This window comes from Frigoribacterium sp. Leaf186 (assembly GCF_001423905.1).
Lineage (GTDB): Bacteria > Actinomycetota > Actinomycetes > Actinomycetales > Microbacteriaceae > Frigoribacterium.
Genome location: NZ_LMPQ01000001.1, coordinates 272,683 through 289,958, shown reverse-complemented (window position 1 = coordinate 289,958; position 17,276 = coordinate 272,683). Strand labels below are relative to the sequence as shown.

The following is a 17,276-nucleotide window of genomic DNA, read 5'->3' as shown; positions in this document are numbered from 1 at the left end:
GGGCCACCGGGCCCGACCGTCGGTGCGACGGCGCTCGGCCTCAGCGCAGCGAGAACCAGACCGTCGTCTCGCCGGGCACCTCGGTGACGCCGGCGAGCGTGTCGTGCAGCGGCTCGCTGGAGGCCAGGACGCGCGCCCCGGCGGGCAGGTCGACCGGGCCGCCACCGAAGTTCGTCAGCGAGTGCCAGCCGTCGTGTCGCGAGAAGTACACGACGTCGTCCGAGGCGCCCTCGGCCCACCGCAGGCTCTCGCCGTGCTGCAGCTCGCGTCGCAGGGCGAGCGCGCGGCGGTAGATCGACAGGGTGGACTCGTCCTCGTCGTCCTGCACCGAGACGGCCAGGTCCTCGAACCACTCGGGTTGCGGCAGGTGCGGCGCGTGGTCGCCGAAGCCCAGGGCGGGCTCGCTGGTGTCCCAGGGCAGGGGCACACGGCTGCCGTCGCGGCCCTTCCGCCGGTGGCCGGTGCGGGTCCAGACGGGGTCCTGCAGGTCGCCCGGCTGCAGGTCGGCCACCTCGAAGAGACCCAGCTCCTCGCCCTGGTAGACGTAGGCCGAGCCGGGCAGGGCCAGCATCAGCAGCGTCGCGGCCCGAGCCCGACGCAGGCCTGCGTCTGGGTTCAGGGTCGGCCTGCGGCCGTCGCTCAGCACGAAGGCGTCGAGGTCCTGCCCCTTCGGCAGGCCGTACCGGGTGGCGTGTCGGACGACGTCGTGGTTCGAGAGCACCCAGGTGCTCGTCGCACCGCTGACGGCGGCCTGTTCGAGGGTCGAGGCGATGATCGTGCGGAACTGCTCGGCGTCGAAGTCCGCGCGCGTGAGGGCGAAGTTGAATGCCTGGCCGAGTTCGGTGGGGCGGGCGTAGAGCGGCACGCGCTCGGGCTGCACCCAGGCCTCGGCCACGGCACTGCGCGGCGGGTCGTACTCGTCGAAGACCCGGCGCCAGCCCTCGAAGATCGTGTGCACCTCGTCACGGTCGTAGAGCGGGTCGCTGCCGTCGACCGGCAGCACGGAACGTTCGGCGGCGTCGCGGAGGGGCTCGGTCAGGTCTTTCGCCAGCCCGTGGGCGACGTCGACCCGGAAGCCGTCGACGCCGCGGTCCGACCAGAAGCGCAGCGTGGCCTCGAAGTCGGCGCGCACCTCGGGGTCGCTCCAGTCGAGGTCGGGCTGTTCGGGGGCGAAGAGGTGCAGGTACCACTGCTCCGGCGTCCCGTCGGGGCGGTGCAGGCGGGTCCAGGCGCCTCCGCCGAAGTTCGACACCCAGGTCGACGGGGGAGTGTCGCCGCCGTCGCCGAGGCCGTCGCGGAAGACGTACCGGTCCCTGGCCGCGCTGCCGGGCTCGGCCGCCACCGCCTCACGGAACCAGGCGTGCTCGCTCGAGGTGTGGTTCGGGACGATGTCGACGACGACCTTGATGCCGGCCCCGTGCAACGCGGTGACCATCTCGTCGAAGTCGTCGAGGGTGCCCAGGCGCGGGTCGACGTCGCGGTAGTCGGCGACGTCGTAGCCGCCGTCGGCGAGGGGCGACGGATAGAACGGGCTGAGCCAGACGGCGTCGACCCCGAGTCGCCGGAGGTACGGCACGCGTGAGGTCACGCCGGGCAGGTCGCCGATGCCGTCGCCGTTCGCGTCGGCGAAGCTGCGCGGGTAGACCTGGTAGACGACCGCCTGACGCCACCAGTCGGCGTCGGGGACGGTGGCGGAGCGGTCCGGGGAGGCGCGCGAGGCGGGGGAGTCGGAGGAGTCGGTCATGGGCCGAGGATGCCACGATCCGAGCGGCCGGGGCCTGCGGGACGCCCGAGTGTGCGAGCCGGCAGAGCCAGACCCGGAGACGACGAGAGGCCCTGCAACTGCAGGGCCTCTCGGGGGTGGTGGTGGGCGATACCGGGCTCGAACCGATGACCTCTTCCGTGTGAAGGAAGCGCGCTACCAACTGCGCCAATCGCCCGTGTGGGACTCGACGATGCTAGTGCATCGTGGGCCGCGAACGCCATTCGGCGCACCGCCCGGCCGAGCCGTCGAACCCCGCGGACGGCGACCCAAGACACGAAGGTCCCTCGATTTGGTTTCTGCCCCGGGGTGTGGGTATTGTTCTTTTGCACGCAGAAATGCAAAGCGAAATGCGGATGTGGCGCAGCGGTAGCGCATCACCTTGCCAAGGTGAGGGTCGCGAGTTCGAATCTCGTCATCCGCTCGAGTGTAATGCTCACCAGAGGGTGGTCCACCGACTGGTGGCCTCCCTCTGGGGGCTACTCGTATGGTGGAGTGGCCGAGAGGCGAGGCACCGGCCTGCAAAGCCGTTCACGCGGGTTCAAATCCCGTCTCCACCTCCATTCGATCGAGGCGAAGGTCTGCGATCGATGTAGTAATTGAATAGTGTGGTTCGAGATGTACGTCCCGAGCCGCAGAGACATGAGCGATTGGCGCAGCGGTAGCGCGCTTCCCTGACACGGAAGAGGTCGCTGGTTCGATCCCAGTATCGCTCACACACAGAAAGCCCCGGCCTCGGCCGGGGCTTTCGTCATGTCCGGGCCGAGCCCGGACGTCCTGCCAGGACGTCACGACGTGCCGCCCGCCACGAGAGGCGAGCGGCACGTCGTGACATCTCGCGGCATCCCTCTAGGGTGTGCCCGTCCCGAGACCGACTCCGTTGCCCCGGCCGTTCCCGTTCCCGTTGCCGTTGTTGCCCGGCCCGCTGTTGCCGTTGCCATTGCCGGGCCCGCTGTTCCCACCCGGGACCTCGACACCGGGCACCTCGACCGTCGGAGGGGTCACGGGGTCGACCGAGGGCTGCGTCGTCGGCTCGACCGGCGCCTCCTCGGACGGGCTGACCTCGTCCGAGGGCGCCGGGTCCGCCGGTGACTCGTCGGTGGAGTCCTCCGACGGTGACGGCGACTCGTCGTCCGACGACTCGGAGGGCGTCGTCGACGGGTCCGTCTCGACACTCGGACTCGTGCTCTCGGTCGGCCCGACCACGCCACCGTCGCGGGTGGCGGCCCAGCCGATGCCGGCCGCCAGCAACCCGGCGACGACCACCGCCGCCAGCACGAGGGGCCAGCGTCGGCGTTTCCGAGGCCCGTCGTCGGACCCGACGTCGGCGACGAGGTCCGTCGCATCGGCCCCGGACGCCGCCCCTGCTCCGAGCACCTGGGTGCGAGCGTCGTCGCGGGGCAGGACGCGAGTCGGCGTGTCGCCGCCGGGCAGGGCGCGAGTCGGCGTGTCGCCGCCGGGCAGGGCGGCCGTCGGCACGTCGGGAGCGGCCATGACGCGCGTGACGGCATCGGTCGACCCGGCGCCCTCGACGGCCAACGTGCGGGCGGCCCGTGCCACCTCGGCGGCGGCGGGACGGTCCTCCGGTGCGCGCGAGGTCATGCGGGTGAGCAGGTCGGCCCACCCGGCGCCGATCGACGCCGGGATCTCGGGGTCGCGGGTCAGGCGCGCCATGACCGACTCGACGACCGACCCCGTGAACACCCGACGGCCGGTCAGCGCCTCGACCAGCACGAGCCCGAGCGAGTAGACGTCGGACGCCGGGGCCGGCGGCCGCCCCTCGGCCTGCTCCGGGCTGACGAAGGCGGCGGTGCCCATCAGGGTGCCCGTGGCCGTCACCCGCGTGGAGTCGATCAGGTACGCGATGCCGAAGTCGGCGAGCTTGGCCCGACGGGGGTCGCCGTCGTGGTGCGGCGAGGCCAGCAGGATGTTCGCGGGCTTGACGTCGCGGTGGACGACGCCGGCTCGGTGGACGGCGGCGAGGCCGTCGGCGACGTCACCGAGCAGGGCCGCGGCCTCGGCGTGCGAGAGCGGCCCGTCGGCCAGGACCGTCTGGAGGGTCGGACCGTCCACGTACTCCATCACGAGGTACGCGTCGTCGTCGTGACCGTCCCCTTCGACCCGGGCGTCGTAGAGGGTCACGAGGCCGGGGTGGTTCAGCGACGCGAGCAGGCGGACCTCGCTCACCTGCCGACCGAGGTCGTGCACGTCGTGACCGTCCGAACCGAACAGCTTGACCGCGACGTCCCGCCCGAGGTCGAGGTCGTGGGCCCGGTACACGGCTCCCATGCCGCCGCGCCCGACGATCGCGTCGAGTCGGTAGCGGCCGCCCACGGTCGTGCCGAGACGGGGGTCGCCCTGCTCGCGGGGGCTCACGCGCCTGCTCCCGTCGAGACGCCTTGCGGCCGGGGTGGCGAGCTGGTCCGTCCGTCTCGTGCCGAGCGGTGGGACGCCACGGCGTCCCACACGGCCCCGGCCACCGCCGCCTTCGACCCCGCGGACTCGGACACCACGTCGCCGTCGGCGTCGATCACGACGACGGCCGTGTCGTCCGCACCGAAGCCGGTCGTCCAACCGACCCGGTTCAGGACGAGCAGGTCGGCTCCCTTGCGCCGCTGCTTGGCGCGTCCGAGCTCGAGCAGGTCGTCGCGGTCGCGGGCGGTCTCGGCGGCGAAGCCGACCACAACCTGCCCGGCGGGCCGTCGGGCGACCAGCCCGGCGAGGACGTCGGGGGTGCGGACGAGGCGCACCGTCAGTTCGTCGCCGGAGTCGTCCTTGCGGATCTTGCCGTCGGCCACCGAGACGGGACGGTAGTCGGCGACGGCCGCGGCCATGACGACGACGTCGGCCTGGGGTGCGTGCTCGCCCAGGGCGGCCTCGAGCTCGAGCGCGGTTCCGACGTCGACCAGGTCGACGTCGTCCCGCCCCACGAGGCGCTGCCGGACGGCACCGTCGAGGGCGGCACCGACGACGGTGACGTGGGCTCCACGGTCGGCGGCGGCGAAGGCCAGGGCGGCCCCCTGCTTGCCGCTCGACCGGTTGCCGACGAAGCGCACGGGGTCGAGGGGCTCGCGGGTGCCACCGGCGGAGACGACCACCCGCAGGCCGTCGAGGTCGCCGACCCGCGCCTCCTGGGCCGGTCCACCTGTCGTGTCGGCCGAGTCCCGGGTCGCTCGGGTGGCGGGGGAGTCCGCCGCATCGGCCGAGTCCGGGGTCGCACGGGTGGTGGGGGCGCCGGTGACGAGGGCCAGGGCGGCGGCGACGATGTCGTCGGGCTCGCTGAGGCGCCCGGGCCCCACGTCTCCGCCGGTGAGCGGCCCGTCGTCGGGCCCGACGACGGTCACCCCGCGCGACCGGAGCAGCGCGACGTTGGCGACGGTGGCGAGGTTCCGCCACATCTCGGTGTGCATGGCGGGGGCGACGACGAGCGGCGCGGTGCTCGCGAGGATGGTCGTGCCGAGCAGGTCGTCCGACAGGCCGTGGGCGATCTTGGCCAGGGTGTGCGCGGTCGCGGGGGCGACGACGATCAGGTCGGCCCGCTGACCCAGGGCCACGTGCCGCACCTCGGCGACGTCGTCGAAGACGGACGTGTGCACGGGGTTGCGGCTCGTGGCCTCCCAGGTCGGTGCCCCGACGAAGCGCAGGGCGGCCTCGGTCGGGACGACGTGCACCTCGTGCCCGCGCAGCACGAGGCCGCGGACGACGCCGACGGCCTTGTACGCCGCGATCCCGCCCGAGACGCCGACGACGACGGACAGGCGACGCGGGGCGTCGGCGGGGGAGGAGCGGGGGTGGTCGTGCGTCACGGTGGGCCTCGTCGATCGATGCGTCGGTCGGCCGACCCGGTGCCGGGTCGGTAGCGTTGCCCACCACGATGCCGCATCCCGCGGCCGAACGTCGGCCCCCGACCCGACGAGCCCCCACCCTGAGGACCCCATGTGCACCGTCGTCGTCGCCGTCCAGCCGGGCGCGCCCTGGCCCGTCGTGTTCCTGGGGCTCCGTGACGAGTCGCCCGACCGGCCCTGGGACGAGCCCGGCGCGTGGTGGCCCGAGCTCGGCGACCGGGTCACGGGCGTCCACGACCGCGAGGCCGGCGGGGCCTGGCTGGCCACCGCCCGGGGCCCGAGCCGGGCGAGCGTCGTCCTCAACCGCCACGAGGCCCCCGAGCCGCCCGCGGGCGGCTGGACGACGCGCGGGGCCCTGCCGCTCCGGGCCGCCGCCGACGGCGCGCTGCCCGAGGGCCCGCAGACGACCCGCACCTTCAACCTGCTCACCGCGGACGCGGGAGGCGCGGTGCACTCCGTGTGGGACGGCACCGTCACCGAGACGGCCCGCCTCGCCCCCGGGGTGCACCTGCTGACGCACGCCGGGCCCGACGACCGGAGCGTGCCCCGCGTCGACCGCTGGCTGCCCCGGTTCCGTGACGTCGCGCCTCCGTCCGGTCCGTTGCCGGCGGCGGCCGAGGGCGAGGGCAGCTGGACGCCGTGGCTCGAGCTGCTGCGCGAGAGCAGCGCCCTGTCGACGGACGACGACGACGCCATCGTCCGGGCCGACCTCGTCGACGGCCACCTGTTCCACTCGTTGTCGCTCAGCACGGTCGCCGTCTCGGGCGACGCCGTCGCCCACCGGCACGTCCGCCTCGACGGGGCGCCCTCGGTCGCCGAGGCGATCGCACGACGCTGACCGTCCCCGGCGAGGCCCGGTTCCCCCGGCGCCGACGTCACGGGGAGTCATCGGGAATCACGCCCGCCCCCGCGGCGTTAGGGTCGTGAGGCTCGTCCGACCCCCGAGCCGCAGCAAAGGAACCCTCGTGAAGATCACTGCCGTCCGCACCGTCCGTCGCCTCGCCTCGGTCGGCGTCATCGCCGCCGCCGCCGTCGCCCTGGCCGCCTGCGCGCCCGCCTCCACCGACGGGGTCGTCCAGTCCACCGGCAGCGCGACCGCCGACACGAGCGCCGCGAAGAGCCTGTCCGACATCCAGGCGGCCGGCGAGATCGTCATCGGCACCGAGGGCACCTACCAGCCCTTCACGTACCACGAGGGCGGGGCCGGCGCACTCACCGGCTACGACGTCGACGTCGCCACGGCCGTCGCCGAGAAGCTCGGCGTCACCCCGACCTTCGAGGAGACCCAGTTCGACGCCCTGCTCGCCGGGCTCACCGCCGGTCGGTTCGACCTCGTCGCGAACCAGATCTCGATCACCGACGAGCGCGAGGCGACGTACGACTTCTCGACGCCCTACACGGTCAGCCGCGGCGTGGTCATCACGCCCGCGGACAACACCGACATCACCTCGCTCGCCGACCTGAAGGGCAAGACGACGGCCCAGTCGCAGTCGAGCAACTTCTACACGACCGCGAAGGACGCGGGCGCCGACGTCCAGGTCGTCGAGGGCTGGGCCCAGTCCGTCGCGCTGCTCGAGCAGGGCCGCATCGACGCGACGGTCAACGACGAGCTGACCTTCCTCGACTACGTCAAGACCAACCCCGACCAGGCCGCCGGCATCAAGATCGCGGCGACCACCGACGACGTCTCGCGCTCGGCCCTGGTCACCACCAAGGGCAGCGACGACCTCGTGACGGCGATCGACGACGCCCTCGCCGAGCTGAAGTCCGACGGCACGCTGTCGACCATCAGCGAGAAGTACTTCGGCCAGGACGTCAGCGAGTAAGCGTGCAGTCCTCCCTCGACCTGTTCTGGCGGTCGCTCTGGCCGATCGTGTCGGGGGCGCTCGTCGCGTCGATCCCGCTCGCCTTCGCGTCGATGGCGATCGGGCTGGTCATCGCCGTCGTCATCGCGCTCATGCGACTGTCGGGCACGGCGGTGCTCGCGGGCATCGCCCGGGTCTACATCTCGATCATCCGGGGCACGCCCCTGCTCGTGCAGCTCTTCGTCGTCTTCTACGGCCTACCGTCGATCGGCGTCAGGCTCGACCCCTGGCCGAGCGCGATCATCGCGTTCTCCCTGAACGTCGGCGGGTACGCCGCCGAGGTCATCCGGGCCGCCATCCTCTCGGTGCCGAAGGGCCAGTGGGAGGCCGCCCACACGATCGGCATGTCGCGGGGGCTCGCCCTCCGGCGGATCATCCTGCCCCAGGCGGCCCGGGTCTCGGTGCCACCGCTGTCGAACACGTTCATCAGCCTGGTGAAGGACACCTCGTTGGCGAGCGTCATCCTCGTCGTCGAGCTGTTCCGTCAGGCGCAGCAGATCGCGACCGTCTCGAACCAGTTCTTGCTGATCTACCTCGAGGCCGCCCTGGTCTACTGGGTGATCTGCCTGATCCTGTCGTTCGGGCAGGACGCCCTCGAGAAGAGATTGGACCGCCACGTTGCCCGCTGACGTCACCCCGCCCCGGCCGGCCGACCCGACCGGTGCCCCGGTGCTGACCGTCCGCGGCCTGCACAAGTCGTTCGGCGAGAACGAGGTGCTGCGGGGCATCGACCTCGAGGTGAGGCGAGGGCGCGTCGTCGCCATCATCGGCCCCTCGGGCTCGGGCAAGACGACCGTGCTGCGCTCGCTCAACAGCCTCGAGGTGCCCGACGGGGGAGTCGTCACGCTCTCCGACGGTCGGTCGATCGACTTCGGAGGCAAGGTCGGCAAGCGCGACCTGCTCGCCCTCCGCGACCGGTCGTCGATGGTCTTCCAGCACTTCAACCTGTTCCCGCACCTCACCGTGCTGCAGAACGTCGTCGAGGGCCCGGTCCGCGTCCAGGGTCGAGACCCGCAGGAGGCGCGGGTCGAGGCCGAGGCGCTCCTCGCGCGCGTGGGCCTCGCCGAGAAGGCCGGGGCCTACCCCTCCGAGCTCTCGGGCGGGCAGCAGCAGCGCGTGGGCATCGTCCGGGCGCTCGCCCTGCGGCCCGAGCTGCTGCTCTTCGACGAACCGACCTCCGCACTCGACCCCGAACTGGTCGGCGACGTGCTCACCGTCGTGAAAGAGCTCGCCGACGAGGGCTGGACGATGATCGTCGTCACCCACGAGCTCGAGTTCGCCCGCCGCGTGGCCGACGAGCTGCTCTTCATGGACGCCGGTGTCGTCGTCGAGCGCGGTCGGCCCGCCGACGTGCTCACGCGCCCCCGCGAGGCCCGCACCCGGCAGTTCCTGCAGCGGGTGCTCAAGCCGCTCGACGACTGACGGGGCCCCCCGCGCCCGAGACGACCCGCGCCTCCTCGTCCGTCGGACCAGGAGGCGCGTGTCGTCCGCCGGGGGACGCTCAGCCGAACAGGCGGTGCGACGCGATGCGCGCGCCCTCGCCGAGCGAGGCCAGCTTGGCCACGGCGATCTGCGGGTGGATGCGACCGCCCAGGCCGCAGTCGGTCGAGGCGACGACGTTCTCGGGGCCGACCACCGAGGCGAACCGTTCGATGCGGTCGGCCACGAGCTCGGGGTGCTCGACCACGTTCGTGGCGTGGCTGACGACGCCCGGGACGATCGTCTTGCCGGCCGGCAGCTCGACGTCGCGCCAGAGCTTCCACTCGTGGTCGTGACGGACGTTCGCCGCCTCGAACGAGTACGAGCCGGCGTCGATCTCGAGCATGAGGTCGACGATGTGCCGGAACTCGACGTCGGTCGTGTGCGGTCCGTGCCACGAGCCCCAACAGAGGTGGAAGCGCACCTGCTCGGGCGGCAGGCCGCGCAGGGCGTGGTTGAGCGCCTCGACCCGGATGCGGGTGAAGGCGCGGTAGTCCTCGACGCTCGGCTCGGGGTTGATCTGGTCCCAGTTCTCGGCGATCGACGGGTCGTCGATCTGCACGGTGAGGCCGGCCTCGACGATCGCCGTGTACTCCTCGCGCAACACCTCGGCCCAGGCCCAGATGTGCTCCTCGTCGGTGGCGTAGAAGTCGTTCGCGATGCGGGCGCCGCTGCCCGGTGACAACGAGGTGATGAACCCCGGCGCGTCGCCGCTCGCCGCGAGCCCGGCCGTCAGGTTGGCGATGTCGGAGGCGATGGCGTCGTGCCCGACGTACGTCAGCGGGCCCGTCGTGCTCGGGAACGGCGTGGCGCCCGAGCCCGTGCCGATGCCCGAGGTCGGGTCGGTGTAGGCGTCGTGGAACGTCTGCCAGTCGCGGCGGTCCGGGAACGACGTCAGCCGCACGTCGCCGGGGGAGGAACGCACCGCCGGCTGGCTGAAGATGTCCGATCCGGTCAGCGAGAGCCCGCTCACGCGCTGGAACGAGTACGACCACCAGGCGCCGTAGTCGACCGCGCTCGTCATGGCCTTGCCGTACTCGCCGTCGCCGACGATCGTGATGCCCAGGTCGCGCTGGCGGCGGACGAGGTCGACGACGGCGTCGGTCAGCAGGGCGTCGAACTCGGGCGTGCGCTCGAGGGTGAAGCCGTCGTTGCCGAGGGCGCGGGCGTCGTTGGCGGCGATCAGCTCGGGGGTGCGCGGCAGGCTTCCGGCGTGGGTGGTCTCGATGCGGCCGGGGGTGGTCGTCATGGGGTGCTCCGTTCGTCGCCACCACTCTGGCCCCCGACCCCCGCCGTGGGCGACGGGCACGACACGGGACGTCACAGCCGTGCGGTCGGGAACACCGTGCGGTCGGGAACACCGTGCGGTCGGCGACCGTTGCGTCCTGTGTCGGCCGACGCCGGGACCCTCGCGGTGCCTCGCTACGATCGACGGGAAGGGACACCGTGACCACCACCTCCTCCGCACCATCCACCGCCCGTCCGGGGCTGTCCGACGACGACGCCCGCCGTCTGCGCGCCGACTTCCCGTTGCTGGGGCAGCACGTCTCCGGCGAGCCGCTCGCCTACCTCGACTCGGGGGCGACGGCCCAACGCCCGACCGCGGTGCTCGACGCCGAGCGACGCTTCCTCGAGACCGTCAACTCGGCCGTTCACCGCGGGGCCCACACCCTCGCGGCCCTCTCGACCGAGGCCTACGAAGAGGCGCGAGAGACCGTCGCACGCTTCGTCGGTGCCGACGTCGACGAGATCGTCTGGACCTCCAACGCGACCGACGCCCTCAACCTCGTCGCGTACGGCCTCGCGAACGCCACGCACGGACGGGGAGGCGACGCCGCCCGGCGCTTCGCGCTCGCGCCCGGCGACGAGATCGTGGTGACCGAGGCCGAGCACCACGCCAACCTCGTCCCGTGGCAGGAACTCGCCGCGACGACGGGGGCCACGCTGCGGTTCGTGCCCGTCGGCGACGACGGCACGTGGACGAGCGCCGACGCGGCGTCCGTGATCGGGCCCCGCACGCGCCTCCTCGCCTTCGCCCACGTCTCGAACGTGACCGGCTTCGTCGCGCCCGTCGCCGAACTGGTCGACCTCGCGCACGCCGTCGACGCCCTCGTGGTGCTCGACGCCTGCCAGTCGGCCCCGCACCGACCCCTCGACCTGCACGCCCTCGACGTCGACTTCGCCGCGTTCTCCGGCCACAAGATGCTGGGGCCGACGGGCATCGGCGTGTTGTACGGCAAGGCCGAGCTGCTGAACGCCCTGCCGCCCTTCCGCACCGGCGGGTCGATGATCACGACGGTCACGATGGAGGGGGCGGAGTACCTGCCCGCCCCGCAGCGCTTCGAGGCCGGCACGCAACCCGTGTCGCAGGCCGTCGCCCTCGCCGAGGCCGTCCGCTACCTCGAGGCGGTCGGCATGGACCGCGTCCGCGAGCACGAGGAGGCCCTGGCCGACCAGCTCGTCCGCGGGCTCTCGGCGATCGACGGCGTCACGGTCGTCGGCCCGCCCGCCGGGGTGCCGCGCTCCGGGTTGGCCAGCTTCGTCGTCGACGGGGTGCACGCCCACGACGTCGGGCAGTTCCTCGACGCGCGCGGCATCGCCGTGCGGGTCGGACACCACTGCGCCCAGCCGCTGCACCGACGTCTCGGGGCGACGGCCACGACGCGGGCCAGCACGTACCTCTACTCGTCGGGCGACGAGGTCGAGCGCCTCGTCGCCGGGGTCGCCGAGGTGCGTGCCTACTTCGGCGTCACGGGCGCCGCCGACGACGAGAAGGCCGAGGAGGCGCGGTGAGCGCCGCCCTCGACGGCCTGTACCAGCAGGTCATCCTCGACCACGCCAAGGCGCGGCACGGCGACGGTGAGCTGCCCGGGGCCGACGCCCAGCACTTCGAGCGCAACCCGACCTGCGGTGACGAGATCACCGTCCGCATCGCCCTCGAACCCGGCACCGACCGCGTCGCCGACCTGCGCTGGCAGGGCGCGGGCTGCAGCATCTCGATGGCTTCGGCGTCGGTGCTGTCGCAGCTGGCCCCCGGTCGCACGTTGCCCGAGCTCGACGCCCTCGTGGGGGAGTTCCGCGAGATGATGCGGTCGCGCGGTGCCGGCGAGCCCGACGACGAGGTGCTCGGCGACGCCGTGGTGTTCCACGGGGTCTCGAAGTTCGTCATGCGCGTCAAGTGCGGCATGCTCGCCTGGGTCGCCGCCGAGGCGTGTTCGACCGAGCTGCGCGCGGCCTGAACGGTCCGGAGGGCTGTCTCCGCGCCTCCCGGCCGCCGACCGGACGAGCGTCGGTCGACGGCTAAAGTGGTCCCCGCCCCTCGACGATAGGAACCACCGCCGTGTCCGACCAGACCGAACTCGACCCGACCGCCTCCCCAGCCCCGTCCGGCCCCGTGGCCGTCGAGGCCACCGAGACGACGACCGGCTTCGACCTGTTCACCGACAAGGCGGTCGTCGCCGTGCGCGTGGCGGGTGAACTGCGTGACCTCGCGACCGAGCTGCAGGCGGGCGACGTGGCCGAGCCGGTCACGATCGACTCGCCCGACGGGCTCGCGATCCTGCGCCACTCGGCGGCGCACGTCATGGCGCAGGCCGTGCAGCAGATCAACCCCGAGGCCAAGCTCGGCATCGGGCCGCCCGTCACCGACGGCTTCTACTACGACTTCGACGTCGCCGAGCCCTTCACCCCCGACGACCTCAAGGCGATCGAGAAGGGCATGGAGCGCATCATCCGTCAGGGCCAGCGCTTCCGTCGACGCGTCGTGAGCGACGACGAGGCGCGCGAACTGTTGGCCCACGAGCCGTTCAAGCTCGAACTGATCGGCCTCAAGGGCGGCTCGGCCGACGAGCTCGGTGCCGACGGCGAGTCCGTCGAGGTGGGCGGGGCCGAGCTCACCGTCTACGACAACGTCGACCCGAAGACCGGCGACGTGGTCTGGTTCGACCTCTGCCGCGGTCCGCACGTGCCCAGCACGCGCCTCGTCGGCAACGCCACGAAGCTCATGCGCGTGGCCGCCGCCTACTGGCGCGGGTCCGAGAAGAACCCCCAGCTGCAGCGCATCTACGGCACCGCCTGGCCGACGAAGGACGACCTCCGTGCCTACCAGGCCCGGCTCGAGGAGGCCGCCAAGCGCGACCATCGCAAGCTCGGCGCCGAGCTCGACCTGTTCTCGTTCCCCGACGAGATCGGCTCGGGCCTGGCGATCTTCCACCCCAAGGGCGGCATCATCCGCCGCCAGATGGAGGACTACTCGCGCGAACGCCACGAGAAGGCCGGCTACGAGTTCGTCTACACGCCGCACATCACCAAGGCGGCCCTGTTCGAGACCTCGGGTCACCTGGGCTGGTACAAGGACGGCATGTTCCCGGCGATGCACCTCGACGAGGCACGCAACGACGAGGGCGAGATCACGCGACAGGGCGCCGACTACTACCTCAAGCCCATGAACTGCCCGATGCACATCCTGGCGTACCGGTCGTCGGCCAAGTCGTACCGCGATCTGCCCCAGCGCCTGTTCGAATTCGGCACGGTCTACCGCAACGAGAAGTCCGGGGTCATCCACGGCCTCACCCGCGTGCGCGGCATGACCCAGGACGACGCACACATCTTCACGACGCGCGACGACATGGCGTCCGAGCTCAAGGGCACGCTCGACTTCGTGCTCAGCCTCCTGCGCGACTACGGCCTGGACGACTTCTACCTCGAGCTCTCCACGAAAGACCCCGAGAAGTACGTCGGCGACGACGCCACCTGGGACGAGGCGACGGCGACGCTCCGCCAGGTCGCCGAAGAGACGGGTCTCGAGCTCGTGCCCGACCCGGCCGGCGCCGCGTTCTACGGCCCCAAGATCTCGGTCCAGGCACGTGACGCCATCGGGCGCACGTGGCAGATGTCGACGGTCCAGCTCGACTTCAACCTGCCGGAGCGCTTCGACCTCGAGTACACGGCGGCCGACGGTTCGCGCCAGCGGCCGGTCATGATCCACCGCGCGTTGTTCGGCTCGATCGAGCGCTTCTTCGGGGTGCTCACCGAGCACTACGCCGGGGCGTTCCCGGTCTGGCTCGCGCCCGTCCAGGTCGTGGCGATCCCCGTGGCCGACGAGTACGGCGACTACCTCGACGAGGTCGTGGCGCGACTGCGCGAGGTCGGCGTCCGCGCCCAGGTCGACCACAGCGACGACCGCATGCCGAAGAAGATCAGGACGCACACCAAGGCCAAGGTGCCGTTCCAGCTCATCGCCGGAGAAGACGACCGAGCGGCCGGGGCGGTCAGCTTCCGGTACCGCGACGGTTCGCAGGAGAACGGCGTGCCGATCGACGAGGCCGTCGCCAAGATCGTCACGGCCATCGAGACGAAGGCCCAGGTCTGATCGTGCGCGTCGAGGGGACCGAGGCCGAGTCGTCCGCCGACTTCGCCGCGGTCCCCGACGCGTTCCAGCGGCTCTGGACGCCGCACCGCGCGGTCTACGTCGAGGCCGGGCAGGGGGCGCACGACGAGTCGTGCCCCTTCTGCCGCGCTCCCTCGAAGTCGGACGACGAGGCCCTGATCGTGGCCCGGGGCGAGCACGCCTACGTGCTGCTCAACCTGTACCCGTACAACCCCGGGCACCTGCTGGTCTGCCCCTACCGTCACGTCTCGACCTACGACCTCGCCGGCCCGGACGAGGTCGCCGAGATCGCGACCCTGACCCAGACGGCCATGCGCGTGCTGACCCGCGTGTCGCACGCGCAGGGTTTCAACATCGGGATGAACCAGGGCCAGGTCGGCGGGGCGGGCATCGCCGAGCACCTCCACCAGCACGTGGTGCCGCGCTACGCGGGGGACTCGAACTTCTTCCCGATCGTCGCCGGCACGAAGGCCGTCACGCAGTTGCTCGGCGACGTCCGGGTGGCCGTGGCCGAGGCGTGGCCGACCGACGGCGTCGGTGTGACCCCCGCGGCGTCGCCGACACCCTGATCGGGCCTAAGATGGGGGCCATCATGAGCGACACGACCTCCGCCTCCACCCAGTCCTCCACCACCGGCTCGAGCCGCGTCAAGCGCGGTCTCGCCGAGATGCTCAAGGGCGGCGTCATCATGGACGTCGTCAACGTCGAGCAGGCGAAGATCGCCGAAGACGCCGGGGCCGTGGCCGTCATGGCCCTCGAGCGGGTCCCCGCCGACATCCGGTCGCAGGGCGGCGTCGCGCGCATGAGCGACCCCGACATGATCGACGAGATCGTCGCCGCGGTGTCGATCCCCGTCATGGCGAAGGCCCGCATCGGGCACTTCGTCGAGGCCCAGATCCTGCAGACCCTCGGCGTCGACTACATCGACGAGTCCGAGGTGCTGAGCCCGGCCGACTACGTCAACCACATCGACAAGTGGAATTTCACCGTCCCGTTCGTCTGCGGTGCCACCAACCTCGGCGAGGCCCTGCGCCGCATCACCGAGGGTGCCGCCATGATCCGCTCCAAGGGTGAGGCCGGCACGGGCGACGTCTCCGAGGCGACCAAGCACATCCGCACCATCTCGAAAGAGATCGCCCAGCTCCGTGGCCTCAAGACCGACGAACTCTACGTCGCCGCCAAAGAGCTGCAGGCACCCTTCGAACTCGTCCGCGAGATCGCCGAGACCGGCAAGCTGCCCGTCGTGCTCTTCACGGCCGGCGGCGTCGCGACGCCCGCCGACGCGGCCCTCATGATGCAGCTCGGCGCCGACGGCGTCTTCGTCGGCTCGGGCATCTTCAAGTCCGGCAACCCGGCCGAGCGTGCCAAGGCGATCGTCAAGGCGACCACGTTCTTCGACGACCCCCAGGTGGTCGCCGACGCCTCGCGCGGCCTCGGCGAGGCCATGGTCGGCATCAACGTGCCCGACCTGCCCGCACCGCACCGCCTCGCCGAGCGTGGCTGGTGACCCGCGGCTCCGTGACCCGATGACCGCCGAGCGGGGCCCCCGGGTCGGCGTCCTCGCCCTCCAGGGCGACTTCCGAGAGCACCTCGCCGTCCTCACGTCGCTCGGTGCCGAGGCGGTGCCCGTGCGCCGCGCCTCCGAACTCGACGAGATCGACGGGCTCGTGATCCCCGGCGGCGAGTCCAGCGTCATGGACAAGCTGTCCCGCACCTTCGACCTCGACGGGCCCCTCCGCCGTGCCATCGCCTCGGGGCTGCCGGTCTACGGCACCTGCGCCGGCCTGATCATGCTGGCCGACCGCATCGTCGACGGCATCCCGGGTCAGAAGACACTCGGGGGGCTCGACGTCTCGGTCCGGCGGAACGCCTTCGGCTCGCAGACCGAGTCGTTCGAGACCGACGTCGACGTGCCCGTGCTCGAGGGCCCCCCGGTCCACGCCGTGTTCATCCGGGCTCCCGTGGTCGACCAGGTCGGCCCGGCAGCCACGGCCATCGGCGTCCTCGACGACGGCCGGGTGGTCGCGGTCGAGCAGGGGCCGCTGATGGGCACCTCGTTCCACCCCGAGGTCACCGACGAGCTGCGTTTCCACGCGCGCTTCCTCGACAAGGCCCGCGCGCGGGCGTCACGGTAGACTCGTCGAGATCCACGTCAGCATCTGAAGGAGCACCGTGTCCGGGCATTCCAAGTGGGCAACGACCAAGCACAAGAAGGCCGTCATCGACAGCCGTCGCGCCAAGTCGTTCGCCAAGCTCATCAAGAACATCGAGGTCGCGGCCAAGCAGGGCGGTGCCGACATGTCCGGCAACCCCACGCTGGTCGACGCCGTCCAGAAGGCCAAGAAGACCTCGGTCCCCAACGACAACATCGACCGTGCCGTCAAGCGGGGCGCCGGTCTCAGCGGCGAGAGCGTCGACTACCAGACGATCATGTACGAGGGCTACGGCCCCAACGGCGTCGCCCTGCTGATCGAGTGCCTCACCGACAACAAGAACCGTGCGGCGGCGAACGTCCGCACGGTCATGTCGCGCAACGGCGGCACCATGGCCGACCCCGGCAGCGTCGCCTACAACTTCAGCCGCAAGGGCGTCATCGCCGTCATGAAGACCGGCGACCTCACCGAGGACGACGTGCTCACGGCCGTCCTCGACGCCGGCGCCGAAGAGGTCACCGACCGCGGTGAGGGCTTCGAGATCGTCACCGAGGCGTCCGACCTCGTCCCGGCCCGCTCGGCCCTGCAAGAAGCCGGCATCGACTACGACTCGGCCGACATCGAGTTCGTGCCCGGCCTCAAGATCGAGGTCGACCTCGAGACGGCGCGCAAGGTGTTCCGGCTCATCGACGCGCTCGACGACGACGACGACGTGCAGAACGTCTACGCGAACCACGACGTCCCCGCCGACGTGCAGGCCGCACTCGACGACGAAGAATAGGT

15 protein-coding genes and 4 tRNA genes are annotated in these 17,276 nt (G+C 71.9%); 14 read left to right on the top strand and 5 right to left on the bottom strand.

Features of this window, described 5'->3' with window-relative positions:
- Window positions 1–40: 40 nt before the first annotated feature.
- Together ASG05_RS01425 and ASG05_RS01420 are read right to left on the bottom strand one after the other, a co-directional pair.
- The gene (locus ASG05_RS01425) at window positions 41–1,744 is read right to left on the bottom strand and encodes a glycoside hydrolase family 13 protein (protein WP_056256471.1); all 1,704 of its coding nucleotides are present in this window, start codon (window positions 1,742–1,744) and stop codon (window positions 41–43) included.
- A gap of 120 nt (window positions 1,745–1,864) precedes the next feature.
- Window positions 1,865–1,940: transfer RNA gene (locus ASG05_RS01420), tRNA-Val, on the bottom strand.
- A 174-nt stretch (window positions 1,941–2,114) separates the two neighbouring features.
- Between ASG05_RS01420 and ASG05_RS01415 the strand changes: the two genes are divergently transcribed.
- The 3 genes from ASG05_RS01415 to ASG05_RS01405 all read left to right on the top strand — a co-directional run bounded on the left by ASG05_RS01415 (window position 2,115) and on the right by ASG05_RS01405 (window position 2,478).
- A tRNA-Gly gene (locus ASG05_RS01415) sits at window positions 2,115–2,186 on the top strand.
- A 65-nt stretch (window positions 2,187–2,251) separates the two neighbouring features.
- Window positions 2,252–2,325: transfer RNA gene (locus tag ASG05_RS01410), tRNA-Cys, on the top strand.
- Window positions 2,326–2,406: 81 nt separating this feature from the next.
- Window positions 2,407–2,478: transfer RNA gene (locus ASG05_RS01405), tRNA-Val, on the top strand.
- A gap of 133 nt (window positions 2,479–2,611) precedes the next feature.
- Here ASG05_RS01405 and ASG05_RS01400 read toward each other — a convergent pair.
- Complete coding sequence (locus ASG05_RS01400) at window positions 2,612–4,138, bottom strand: serine/threonine-protein kinase (RefSeq protein ID WP_056256469.1); 1,527 nt, start codon at window positions 4,136–4,138, stop codon at window positions 2,612–2,614.
- Complete coding sequence (locus ASG05_RS01395) at window positions 4,135–5,520, bottom strand: phosphopantothenate--cysteine ligase family flavoprotein (protein WP_056258213.1); 1,386 nt, start codon at window positions 5,518–5,520, stop codon at window positions 4,135–4,137. The genes ASG05_RS01400 and ASG05_RS01395 overlap by 4 nt, the downstream gene beginning before the upstream one ends.
- 178 nt (window positions 5,521–5,698) lie before the next feature.
- Here ASG05_RS01395 and ASG05_RS01390 point away from each other — a divergent pair, with 178 nt between their 5' ends.
- The 4 genes from ASG05_RS01390 to ASG05_RS01375 all read left to right on the top strand — a co-directional run bounded on the left by ASG05_RS01390 (window position 5,699) and on the right by ASG05_RS01375 (window position 8,894).
- On the top strand, window positions 5,699–6,445 hold the full coding sequence (locus ASG05_RS01390) for an NRDE family protein (protein ID WP_056256465.1): 747 nt from the start codon (window positions 5,699–5,701) through the stop codon (window positions 6,443–6,445).
- 133 nt (window positions 6,446–6,578) lie between these two features.
- Window positions 6,579–7,433 (top strand): amino acid ABC transporter substrate-binding protein, encoded by an 855-nt coding sequence (locus ASG05_RS01385; RefSeq protein WP_056258210.1) that lies wholly within the window; start codon window positions 6,579–6,581, stop codon window positions 7,431–7,433.
- Between the two features lie 2 nt (window positions 7,434–7,435).
- Complete coding sequence (locus ASG05_RS01380) at window positions 7,436–8,101, top strand: amino acid ABC transporter permease (protein ID WP_056256463.1); 666 nt, start codon at window positions 7,436–7,438, stop codon at window positions 8,099–8,101.
- A complete protein-coding gene (locus ASG05_RS01375; RefSeq protein ID WP_056256461.1) occupies window positions 8,091–8,894 on the top strand; it encodes an amino acid ABC transporter ATP-binding protein in 804 nt (267 codons plus the stop codon). Before ASG05_RS01380 ends, ASG05_RS01375 begins: the two co-directional genes overlap by 11 nt.
- A gap of 79 nt (window positions 8,895–8,973) precedes the next feature.
- On the opposite strand, the gene ASG05_RS01370 is transcribed toward ASG05_RS01375, so the two are convergent.
- The gene (locus tag ASG05_RS01370; protein ID WP_056256458.1) at window positions 8,974–10,200 is read right to left on the bottom strand and encodes a cobalamin-independent methionine synthase II family protein; all 1,227 of its coding nucleotides are present in this window, start codon (window positions 10,198–10,200) and stop codon (window positions 8,974–8,976) included.
- 197 nt (window positions 10,201–10,397) lie between these two features.
- Here ASG05_RS01370 and ASG05_RS01365 point away from each other — a divergent pair, with 197 nt between their 5' ends.
- The 7 genes from ASG05_RS01365 (at window position 10,398) to ASG05_RS01335 (ending at window position 17,274) form a co-directional block, all read left to right on the top strand.
- Window positions 10,398–11,744 carry an aminotransferase class V-fold PLP-dependent enzyme gene (locus tag ASG05_RS01365; protein WP_369814025.1) on the top strand — a complete coding sequence of 449 codons (1,347 nt, stop codon included), beginning with the start codon at window positions 10,398–10,400 and terminating at the stop codon, window positions 11,742–11,744.
- Window positions 11,741–12,190 carry a Fe-S cluster assembly sulfur transfer protein SufU gene (gene sufU / locus ASG05_RS01360; RefSeq protein ID WP_056256455.1) on the top strand — a complete coding sequence of 150 codons (450 nt, stop codon included), beginning with the start codon at window positions 11,741–11,743 and terminating at the stop codon, window positions 12,188–12,190. The genes ASG05_RS01365 and sufU overlap by 4 nt, the downstream gene beginning before the upstream one ends.
- A 155-nt stretch (window positions 12,191–12,345) precedes the next feature.
- Window positions 12,346–14,322 (top strand): threonine--tRNA ligase, encoded by a 1,977-nt coding sequence (gene thrS / locus ASG05_RS01355; protein ID WP_056258204.1) that lies wholly within the window; start codon window positions 12,346–12,348, stop codon window positions 14,320–14,322.
- 2 nt (window positions 14,323–14,324) lie between these two features.
- Window positions 14,325–14,909 carry an HIT domain-containing protein gene (locus tag ASG05_RS01350; protein WP_235491350.1) on the top strand — a complete coding sequence of 195 codons (585 nt, stop codon included), beginning with the start codon at window positions 14,325–14,327 and terminating at the stop codon, window positions 14,907–14,909.
- 23 nt (window positions 14,910–14,932) lie between these two features.
- Complete coding sequence (gene pdxS / locus ASG05_RS01345; RefSeq protein ID WP_056258201.1) at window positions 14,933–15,847, top strand: pyridoxal 5'-phosphate synthase lyase subunit PdxS; 915 nt, start codon at window positions 14,933–14,935, stop codon at window positions 15,845–15,847.
- 19 nt (window positions 15,848–15,866) lie between these two features.
- Window positions 15,867–16,475 (top strand): pyridoxal 5'-phosphate synthase glutaminase subunit PdxT, encoded by a 609-nt coding sequence (gene pdxT, locus ASG05_RS01340; protein WP_056256452.1) that lies wholly within the window; start codon window positions 15,867–15,869, stop codon window positions 16,473–16,475.
- A gap of 37 nt (window positions 16,476–16,512) precedes the next feature.
- Window positions 16,513–17,274 (top strand): YebC/PmpR family DNA-binding transcriptional regulator, encoded by a 762-nt coding sequence (locus tag ASG05_RS01335; protein WP_056256450.1) that lies wholly within the window; start codon window positions 16,513–16,515, stop codon window positions 17,272–17,274.
- Window positions 17,275–17,276 lie beyond the last annotated feature (2 nt).